9 protein-coding genes and 1 pseudogene are annotated in these 9,917 nt (G+C 52.2%); all 10 read left to right on the plus strand.

What is annotated here, in order from left to right; genetic code table 11:
- Nucleotides 1–2 precede the first annotated feature (2 nt).
- Complete coding sequence (leuS, locus tag A7098_RS01455; RefSeq protein ID WP_010346551.1) at nt 3–2,585, plus strand: leucine--tRNA ligase; 2,583 nt, start codon at nt 3–5, stop codon at nt 2,583–2,585.
- 14 nt (nt 2,586–2,599) lie between these two features.
- Nucleotides 2,600–3,178: an LPS assembly lipoprotein LptE gene (gene lptE / locus A7098_RS01460; protein ID WP_001269676.1), complete on the plus strand. Its 579-nt coding sequence runs from the start codon at nt 2,600–2,602 to the stop codon at nt 3,176–3,178.
- The gene (gene holA / locus A7098_RS01465; RefSeq protein ID WP_000620515.1) at nt 3,178–4,209 is read left to right on the plus strand and encodes a DNA polymerase III subunit delta; all 1,032 of its coding nucleotides are present in this window, start codon (nt 3,178–3,180) and stop codon (nt 4,207–4,209) included. Before lptE ends, holA begins: the two co-directional genes overlap by 1 nt.
- Nucleotide 4,210: 1 nt before the next feature.
- Nucleotides 4,211–4,852, plus strand: a complete 642-nt coding sequence (gene nadD, locus A7098_RS01470; RefSeq protein WP_024165169.1) for a nicotinate-nucleotide adenylyltransferase — start codon at nt 4,211–4,213, stop codon at nt 4,850–4,852.
- A gap of 23 nt (nt 4,853–4,875) precedes the next feature.
- Nucleotides 4,876–5,487, plus strand: coding sequence for an adenosylcobalamin/alpha-ribazole phosphatase (locus tag A7098_RS01475; protein ID WP_010346554.1), 612 nt, complete (start codon nt 4,876–4,878; stop codon nt 5,485–5,487).
- Nucleotides 5,488–5,747: 260 nt separating this feature from the next.
- Nucleotides 5,748–6,065, plus strand: a complete 318-nt coding sequence (gene rsfS / locus A7098_RS01485) for a ribosome silencing factor (protein WP_001161665.1) — start codon at nt 5,748–5,750, stop codon at nt 6,063–6,065.
- 3 nt (nt 6,066–6,068) lie between these two features.
- A complete protein-coding gene (gene rlmH / locus A7098_RS01490) occupies nt 6,069–6,536 on the plus strand; it encodes a 23S rRNA (pseudouridine(1915)-N(3))-methyltransferase RlmH (protein WP_000776104.1) in 468 nt (155 codons plus the stop codon).
- Between the two features lie 30 nt (nt 6,537–6,566).
- The gene (gene mrdA, locus A7098_RS01495; protein ID WP_000776207.1) at nt 6,567–8,468 is read left to right on the plus strand and encodes a peptidoglycan DD-transpeptidase MrdA; all 1,902 of its coding nucleotides are present in this window, start codon (nt 6,567–6,569) and stop codon (nt 8,466–8,468) included.
- Between the two features lie 2 nt (nt 8,469–8,470).
- Nucleotides 8,471–9,583: a peptidoglycan glycosyltransferase MrdB gene (gene mrdB, locus A7098_RS01500; RefSeq protein ID WP_000131717.1), complete on the plus strand. Its 1,113-nt coding sequence runs from the start codon at nt 8,471–8,473 to the stop codon at nt 9,581–9,583.
- Nucleotides 9,584–9,593: 10 nt separating this feature from the next.
- A pseudogene (locus A7098_RS01505) lies at nt 9,594–9,917 on the plus strand (septal ring lytic transglycosylase RlpA); the annotation flags it as partial.

Genomic DNA, 9,917 nt, shown 5'->3' on the forward strand with positions numbered 1-9,917 from the left:
CCATGCAAGAGCAATACCGCCCGGAAGAGATAGAATCCAAAGTACAGCTTCACTGGGATGAGAAGCGCACATTTGAAGTAACCGAAGACGAGAGCAAAGAGAAGTATTACTGCCTGTCTATGCTTCCCTATCCTTCTGGTCGACTACACATGGGCCACGTACGTAACTACACCATCGGTGACGTGATCGCCCGCTACCAGCGTATGCTGGGCAAAAACGTCCTGCAGCCGATCGGCTGGGACGCGTTTGGTCTGCCTGCGGAAGGCGCTGCGGTAAAAAACAACACCGCACCGGCACCGTGGACATACGACAACATCGCGTATATGAAAAACCAGCTCAAAATGCTGGGCTTTGGTTATGACTGGAGCCGCGAGCTGGCAACCTGTACGCCGGAATACTACCGTTGGGAACAGAAATTCTTCACCGAGCTGTATAAAAAAGGCCTGGTATATAAGAAGACTTCTGCGGTCAACTGGTGTCCGAACGACCAGACCGTACTGGCGAACGAACAGGTTATCGACGGCTGCTGCTGGCGCTGCGATACCAAAGTTGAACGTAAAGAGATCCCGCAGTGGTTTATCAAAATCACCGCTTACGCTGACGAACTGCTCAACGATCTGGATAAACTGGATCACTGGCCAGACACCGTTAAAACCATGCAGCGTAACTGGATCGGTCGTTCCGAAGGCGTGGAAATCACCTTCAACGTTAACGACTATGACAACACGCTGACCGTTTACACTACCCGCCCGGACACCTTTATGGGTTGTACTTATCTGGCGGTAGCGGCGGGTCATCCGCTGGCACAGAAAGCGGCAGAAAATAATCCTGAACTGGCGTCCTTTATCGACGAATGCCGTAACACCAAAGTTGCCGAAGCTGAAATGGCGACAATGGAGAAAAAAGGTGTCGATACCGGCTTTAAAGCGGTTCACCCATTAACGGGCGAAGAAATTCCGGTTTGGGCAGCAAACTTCGTATTGATGGAGTACGGCACTGGCGCAGTCATGGCGGTTCCGGGTCACGACCAGCGCGACTACGAGTTTGCCTCTAAATACGGCCTGAACATCAAACCGGTGATCCTGGCTGCTGACGGCTCTGAGCCAGATCTTTCTCAGCAAGCCCTGACTGAAAAAGGCGTGCTGTTCAACTCTGGTGAGTTCAACGGTCTTGACCATGAAGCGGCCTTTAACGCCATTGCCGACAAATTGACGGCAATGGGCGTTGGCGAGCGTAAAGTAAACTATCGCCTGCGCGACTGGGGTGTTTCCCGTCAGCGTTACTGGGGCGCACCGATTCCGATGGTGACGCTGGAGGACGGCACTGTGATGCCTACTCCGGACGACCAGTTGCCGGTGATCCTGCCGGAAGATGTGGTAATGGATGGTATTACCAGCCCGATCAAAGCAGATCCTGAGTGGGCGAAAACCACCGTTAACGGTATGCCGGCACTGCGTGAAACCGATACTTTCGACACCTTTATGGAGTCCTCCTGGTACTATGCGCGCTACACTTGCCCGGAGTACAAAGAGGGTATGCTGGATTCCAAAGCAGCTAACTACTGGCTGCCAGTGGATATCTACATTGGTGGTATCGAACACGCCATCATGCACCTGCTCTACTTCCGCTTCTTCCACAAACTGATGCGTGATGCAGGCATGGTGAACTCTGACGAGCCAGCGAAACAGCTGCTGTGTCAGGGTATGGTGCTGGCAGATGCCTTCTACTATGTAGGCGAAAACGGCGAACGTAACTGGGTTTCCCCGGTTGATGCTATCGTTGAGCGCGACGAGAAAGGCCGTATCGTGAAAGCGAAAGACGCGGCAGGCCATGAACTGGTGTATACCGGCATGAGCAAAATGTCCAAGTCGAAGAACAACGGTATCGACCCGCAGGTGATGGTTGAACGTTACGGCGCGGACACCGTTCGTCTGTTTATGATGTTCGCTTCTCCGGCGGATATGACTCTCGAATGGCAGGAGTCCGGCGTTGAAGGGGCTAACCGCTTCCTGAAACGTGTCTGGAAACTGGTTTACGAGCACACTGCGAAAGGTGATGTTGCGGCGCTGAACGTTGACGCACTGACTGAAGATCAGAAAGCTCTGCGTCGTGATGTTCATAAAACTATCGCTAAAGTGACCGATGATATCGGTCGTCGTCAGACCTTTAACACTGCAATTGCGGCAATTATGGAGCTGATGAATAAACTGGCAAAAGCACCGACCGATGGCGAGCAGGATCGCGCTCTGATGCAGGAAGCACTGCTGGCCGTTGTTCGTATGCTTAACCCGTTCACGCCGCACATCTGCTTCACGCTGTGGCAGGAACTGAAAGGCGAAGGCGATATCGACAACGCGCCGTGGCCGGTTGCAGACGAGAAAGCGATGGTGGAAGATTCCACGCTGGTGGTGGTGCAGGTTAACGGTAAAGTCCGTGCCAAAATCACCGTTCCGGTAGATGCAACGGAAGAACAGGTTCGCGAACGTGCTGGCCAGGAACATCTGGTAGCAAAATATCTTGATGGCGTTACCGTGCGTAAAGTGATTTACGTACCGGGTAAACTCCTCAATCTGGTCGTTGGCTAAGCGCGGGAGGAAGCGTGCGATATCTGGCAACATTGTTGTTATCTCTGGCGGTGTTAATCACCGCCGGGTGTGGCTGGCATCTGCGTGATACCACGCAGGTTCCTTCCACTATGAAGGTCATGATCCTGGACTCTGGCGACCCGAACGGGCCGTTAAGCCGTGCGGTGCGTAATCAGTTGCGTCTGAACGGTGTTGAGTTGCTTGATAAAGAAACCACGCGTAAGGATGTTCCATCCCTGCGTTTGGGTAAAGTGAGCATCGCGAAAGATACCGCCTCGGTATTCCGTAACGGTCAAACAGCAGAGTATCAGATGATCATGACGGTTAATGCGACCGTGTTGATCCCTGGCCGTGACATCTACCCGATTAGCGCCAAAGTCTTCCGTTCGTTCTTCGATAACCCGCAAATGGCGTTAGCGAAAGATAATGAGCAAAGCATGATCATTCAAGAGATGTACGACCGTGCTGCCGAACAGCTGATACGTAAGCTGCCAAGCATCCGCGCTGCGGATATCCGTTCCGACGAAGATACGTCGAAAACAACGGATACTGCAGCAACGCCTGCACGTGTCTCTACTACGCTGGGTAACTGATGATTCGGTTGTACCCGGAACAACTCCGCGCGCAGCTCAATGAAGGGCTGCGCGCGGCGTATCTTTTGCTTGGTAACGATCCTCTGTTGTTGCAGGAAAGCCAGGACGCTGTTCGTCAGGTAGCTGCAGCACAAGGATTTGCAGAACACCACACTTTTTCCATTGATCCCAACACCGACTGGAATGCGATATTTTCGCTATGCCAGGCCATGAGCCTGTTCGCCAGTCGACAAACGCTATTGCTGCTGTTACCAGAAAACGGACCAAATGCGGCGATCAATGACCAACTTCTGACACTGACCGGACTGCTGCATGACGATTTGCTGCTGATCGTGCGCGGCAATAAATTAAGCAAAGCGCAGGAAAATGCTGCCTGGTTTACTGCTCTTGCTAATCGAAGCGTGCAGGTAACCTGTCAGACACCGGAGCAGGCTCAGCTTCCTCGCTGGGTTGCTGCGCGTGCAAAACAGCTCAACTTAGAACTGGATGACGCTGCAAATCAGATGCTCTGCTATTGTTATGAAGGTAACCTGCTGGCGCTGGCACAGGCGCTGGAGCGTTTATCGCTTCTCTGGCCGGACGGCAAACTGACATTACCGCGCGTTGAGCAGGCAGTGAATGATGCCGCGCATTTCACCCCTTTTCATTGGGTCGATGCTTTGTTGATGGGCAAAAGCAAGCGCGCATTGCACATTCTTCAGCAACTGCGTCTGGAAGGCAGCGAGCCGGTTATTTTGTTGCGCACATTACAACGTGAACTGTTGTTACTGGTTAATTTGAAACGTCAGTCTGCCCATATGCCGTTACGCGCGTTGTTTGATAAGCATCGCGTTTGGCAGAACCGGCGGGGCATGATGGGCGAGGCATTAAATCGCTTAAGCCAGCCGCAGTTACGTCAGGCCGTGCAACTTCTGACACGAACGGAACTCACCCTCAAACAAGATTACGGCCAGTCGGTTTGGGCAGATCTGGAGGGATTATCTCTTCTGTTGTGCCATAAACCACTGGCAGACGTATTTATCGATGGTTGATATGAAATCTTTACAGGCTCTGTTTGGTGGCACCTTCGATCCGGTGCACTATGGTCATCTTAAACCCGTGGAAACGCTGGCGAATCTGATTGGTCTGACGCAAGTGACTATCATCCCTAACAATGTTCCTCCGCATCGTCCACAGCCGGAAGCAAACAGCGCGCAGCGAAAACACATGCTTGAACTGGCTATTGCCGACAAACCACTGTTTACCCTTGATGAACGTGAGTTAAAGCGCAATGCCCCCTCTTACACTGCGCAAACACTCAAAGAGTGGCGACAGGAACAAGGTGACGATGTGCCACTGGCGTTTATTATTGGTCAGGATTCACTGCTGACTTTTCCCACCTGGTACGAATACGAAACAATTCTCGACAATGCGCATTTAATTGTCTGTCGGCGTCCCGGTTACCCGCTTGAAATGGCGCAACCACAATACCAGCAGTGGCTGGAAGATCATTTGACGCATAATCCAGAAGATCTGCACCTTCAGTCTGCCGGTAAAATTTACCTCGCTGAAACGCCGTGGTTTAACATCTCGGCGACCATCATCCGCGAACGCTTGCAAAACGGCGAATCATGTGAAGATTTGTTACCGGAATCGGTATTGACCTACATTAACCAACAAGGCTTGTATCGCTGATACCTGTCATCACGGAGGGAATGATGCGACTGTGGTTAATTCGTCACGGCGAAACGCAGGCAAATGTCGATGGATTGTACAGCGGTCATGCGCCGACGCCACTGACTGCACGCGGTATCGAGCAAGCTCAAAGCCTGAATACCCTGTTGCGTGATGTTCCCTTCGATATGGTTTTATGTAGTGAGCTGGAACGCGCGCAGCATACCGCGCGGCTGGTTCTCAGTGACCGCCAGCTCCCTGTACAAACCGTCCCTGAGCTTAATGAAATGTTTTTTGGTGACTGGGAGATGCGGCATCATCGCGATTTGATGCAAGAAGATGCCGAAAACTATAGCGCATGGTGCAATGACTGGCAGTATGCCGTCCCAACTAACGGCGAAGGTTTTCAGGCGTTTTCGCAACGGGTAGAAAGGTTTATTGCCGGATTTGTTGAATATCAGCACCACAAAAATATATTAGTCATCAGCCATCAGGGCGTGTTGAGTCTGTTAATTGCACGCTTACTTGGTATGCCAGCCGGGGCGATGTGGCATTTTCGTGTAGACCAGGGCTGCTGGAGCGCCATTGAAATCAATGACGCATTCGCAACTCTACGTGTCCTCAATAGCCGTGCTATATGGCACAGGGATGCATGACTTTTCTGTTTTTTTGCATGTAAGGTGCAGCGCCCATTGACAGCCCCGGACAGGCTGATATTCTCCGCAGCCGGACTTTTTCCGCTAAACACGACTTTGTAGAAATTGTTTTACAAAAATGGCGATGCAATCTGCGGCGCAGGGTGGGATGATAGCCCACTTTCGAAAGCCGATTCGGCGACAATTGTCCCGAAATCGCCTCTGGTTCAGGTATACTGGCAGACCGTTTTTTATCTTTTTAATTCACCCAGGGGGAAAACTTGCAGGGTAAAGCACTCCAGGATTTTGTTATCGACAAAATTGATGACCTCAAAGGTCAGGACATCATCGCCTTAGACGTTCAGGGCAAATCCAGCATCACCGACTGCATGATCATCTGTACGGGTACGTCCAGCCGTCATGTTATGTCCATTGCTGACCACGTTGTGCAGGAGTCTCGTGCTGCTGGTCTATTGCCGCTCGGCGTAGAAGGTGAAAACAGCGCCGACTGGATTGTCGTTGATTTGGGCGAAGTTATTGTCCATGTCATGCAGGAAGAGAGCCGTCGCCTGTATGAACTGGAAAAACTCTGGAGTTAATGTGTGAAGCTGCAACTTGTGGCCGTGGGAACGAAAATGCCGGACTGGGTACAAACCGGTTTTACCGAGTACCTGCGTCGTTTTCCGAAAGATATGCCTTTTGAGCTGATTGAAATTCCGGCCGGGAAACGCGGCAAGAACGCGGACATCAAGCGCATACTCGACAAAGAGGGTGAGCAGATGCTGGCAGCCGCAGGCAAAAACCGCATTGTCACCCTCGACATTCCAGGCAAGCCCTGGGACACACCGCAGTTAGCCGCTGAACTGGAACGATGGAAGCTTGATGGCCGCGACGTCAGCCTGCTTATTGGCGGGCCTGAAGGGTTATCACCTGCCTGTAAAGCAGCGGCAGAACAAAGCTGGTCGCTTTCCGCGCTGACCCTCCCCCATCCGCTGGTTCGCGTACTGGTCGCAGAGAGTCTGTACCGGGCGTGGAGCATTACCACCAACCATCCTTATCACCGTGAGTGATAAGAAAGCTTTGAGTAGAAAACGCAGCGGATGAAACTACAGAACTCTTTTCGCGACTATACGGCAGAGTCCGCACTGTTTGTGCGCCGGGCGCTGGTCGCCTTTTTGGGAATTTTGCTGCTGACCGGCGTGCTTATCGCCAACCTGTATAATCTGCAAATTGTTCGTTTTACCGATTATCAGACCCGTTCTAATGAAAACCGCATCAAACTGGTGCCTATCGCCCCCAGTCGCGGCATTATCTACGATCGTAACGGCATCCCTCTGGCACTCAACCGCACTATCTATCAGGTAGAGATGATGCCGGAGAAAGTCGATAACGTGCAGCAAACGCTGGACGCTTTGCGCAGCGTGGTCGATCTGACCGATGATGATATCGCTGCATTCAGAAAAGAGCGCGCACGTTCACACCGTTTCACCTCGATTCCAGTGAAAACTAACCTGACTGAAGTACAGGTGGCGCGCTTTGCCGTCAATCAGTACCGTTTTCCCGGGGTGGAAGTTAAAGGCTATAAACGCCGTTACTATCCTTACGGTTCGGCGCTGACCCACGTCATCGGCTATGTGTCGAAAATCAACGATAAAGATGTCGAACGCCTGAATAATGACGGCAAACTAGCCAATTATGCGGCAACGCATGATATCGGTAAGCTAGGCATTGAGCGTTACTATGAAGATGTGTTGCACGGTCAGACCGGTTATGAAGAGGTTGAAGTTAACAACCGTGGTCGCGTCATCCGCCAGTTAAAAGAAGTACCGCCACAAGCCGGGCACGATATTTACCTGACGATAGATCTCAAACTCCAGCAGTATATTGAAACACTACTGGCAGGCAGCCGCGCGGCTGTGGTAGTCACCGATCCGCGCACAGGTGGTGTACTGGCGCTGGTTTCCACGCCAAGCTATGACCCAAACTTGTTTGTTGACGGTATATCCAGCAAAGATTATTCCGCATTGCTGAACGACCCGAACACACCGCTGGTGAACCGAGCCACGCAGGGGGTTTATCCACCGGCGTCTACGGTTAAACCTTATGTAGCAGTTTCAGCATTAAGTGCTGGGGTGATCACGCGCAATACTACGCTGTTTGACCCAGGCTGGTGGCAGCTGCCTGGTTCGGAAAAACGTTACCGTGACTGGAAAAAATGGGGTCACGGACGCCTGAATGTCACAAGATCGCTGGAAGAATCTGCGGATACCTTCTTCTATCAGGTGGCCTACGATATGGGGATCGATCGTCTTTCCGAATGGATGGGTAAATTCGGTTATGGCCATTACACCGGTATCGACCTGGCAGAAGAACGTTCCGGCAACATGCCTACCCGCGAATGGAAACAGAAACGCTTTAAAAAACCGTGGTATCAGGGTGACACCATTCCGGTCGGTATCGGTCAGGGTTACTGGACAGCGACCCCAATCCAGATGAGTAAGGCACTGATGATCCTGATTAATGACGGTGTCGTGAAAGTTCCGCATTTGCTGATGAGCACCGCCGAAGACGGCAAACAGGTGCCATGGGTACAACCGCATGAACCGCCAGTTGGCGATATTCATTCCGGTTACTGGGAGCTGGCGAAAGACGGTATGTACGGGGTTGCTAACCGCCCTAACGGTACGGCGCATAAATACTTTGCCAGCGCACCGTACAAAATTGCGGCGAAATCTGGTACGGCTCAGGTATTCGGTCTGAAAGCGAACGAAACCTATAATGCGCACAAAATTGCTGAGCGTCTGCGTGACCACAAATTAATGACCGCCTTTGCGCCGTATAACAATCCGCAAGTGGCTGTCGCCATGATTCTGGAGAACGGCGGCGCGGGTCCGGCGGTCGGTACGCTGATGCGCCAGATCCTCGACCACATTATGCTGGGCGATAACAACACCGATCTGCCTGCGGAAAACCCAGCGGTTACCGCAGCGGAGGACCATTAATCATGACGGATAATCCGAATAAAAAAACATTCTGGGATAAAGTCCATCTTGATCCCACGATGCTGCTGATTTTACTGGCATTGCTGGTCTACAGTGCTCTGGTAATCTGGAGTGCCAGCGGCCAGGATATCGGCATGATGGAGCGTAAAATCGGTCAGATCGCAATGGGTCTGGTCATTATGGTGGTAATGGCGCAAATCCCTCCGCGCGTTTATGAGGGCTGGGCGCCCTATCTCTATATCATCTGTATTATTTTGCTGGTAGCAGTAGATGCCTTTGGCGCCATCTCCAAAGGTGCTCAACGCTGGCTGGATCTCGGTATCGTTCGTTTCCAGCCGTCGGAAATTGCCAAAATAGCTGTGCCGCTGATGGTGGCACGCTTTATCAACCGCGACGTTTGTCCTCCGTCGTTAAAAAATACCGCCATCGCCCTGGTGCTGATATTTATGCCCACGCTGCTGGTCGCAGCGCAGCCTGACCTGGGGACGTCAATTCTCGTTGCGCTTTCCGGTCTGTTCGTACTGTTCCTCTCTGGCCTTAGCTGGCGCCTGATCGGCGTTGCAGTGGTGCTGGTAGCAGCGTTCATTCCGATTCTGTGGTTCTTCCTGATGCATGATTACCAGCGCCAGCGCGTAATGATGCTCCTCGACCCAGAATCAGACCCTCTTGGCGCGGGCTATCACATTATTCAGTCTAAAATAGCTATTGGCTCCGGCGGATTACGCGGCAAAGGCTGGCTGCACGGCACTCAGTCACAGCTTGAATTTCTGCCCGAACGCCATACCGACTTTATCTTCGCAGTACTGGCGGAAGAGCTGGGATTAGTGGGCATTTTGATTCTGCTCGCCCTTTATATTCTGCTGATCATGCGCGGGCTGTGGATAGCCGCCAGAGCGCAAACCACTTTTGGTCGCGTCATGGCTGGCGGCTTAATGCTGATATTATTCGTTTATGTCTTCGTAAATATTGGTATGGTAAGCGGTATTCTGCCGGTTGTAGGGGTTCCGCTCCCACTGGTCAGTTATGGAGGATCGGCGCTAATTGTGCTGATGGCTGGGTTTGGGATTGTAATGTCAATCCACACCCACAGGAAAATGTTGTCGAAAAGCGTGTAAGAGGTGCGCAATGCGTAAGCAGTGGCTCGTGATCTGCATCGCGGCAGGAATGCTCGCGGCATGTACAAGCGATGATGGTCAGCAACAGACGGTAAGTGTACCGCAGCCTGCGGTATGTAACGGCCCAATAGTTGAGATTGGCGGGGCAGAACCGCGTTTCGAACCACTGAACGCGACAGCGAATCAGGATTACCAGCGCGATGGCAAAAGCTACAAAATCGTGCAAGATCCCTCACGCTTTAGTCAGGCTGGCCTGGCGGCTATTTATGATGCCGAACCGGGCAGCAATCTGACGGCCTCAGGTGAAGCGTTCGATCCGATGCAGCTAACAGCG

Source organism: Escherichia sp. MOD1-EC7011 (assembly GCF_002965005.1).
Taxonomy (GTDB): Bacteria; Pseudomonadota; Gammaproteobacteria; order Enterobacterales; family Enterobacteriaceae; genus Escherichia; species Escherichia ruysiae.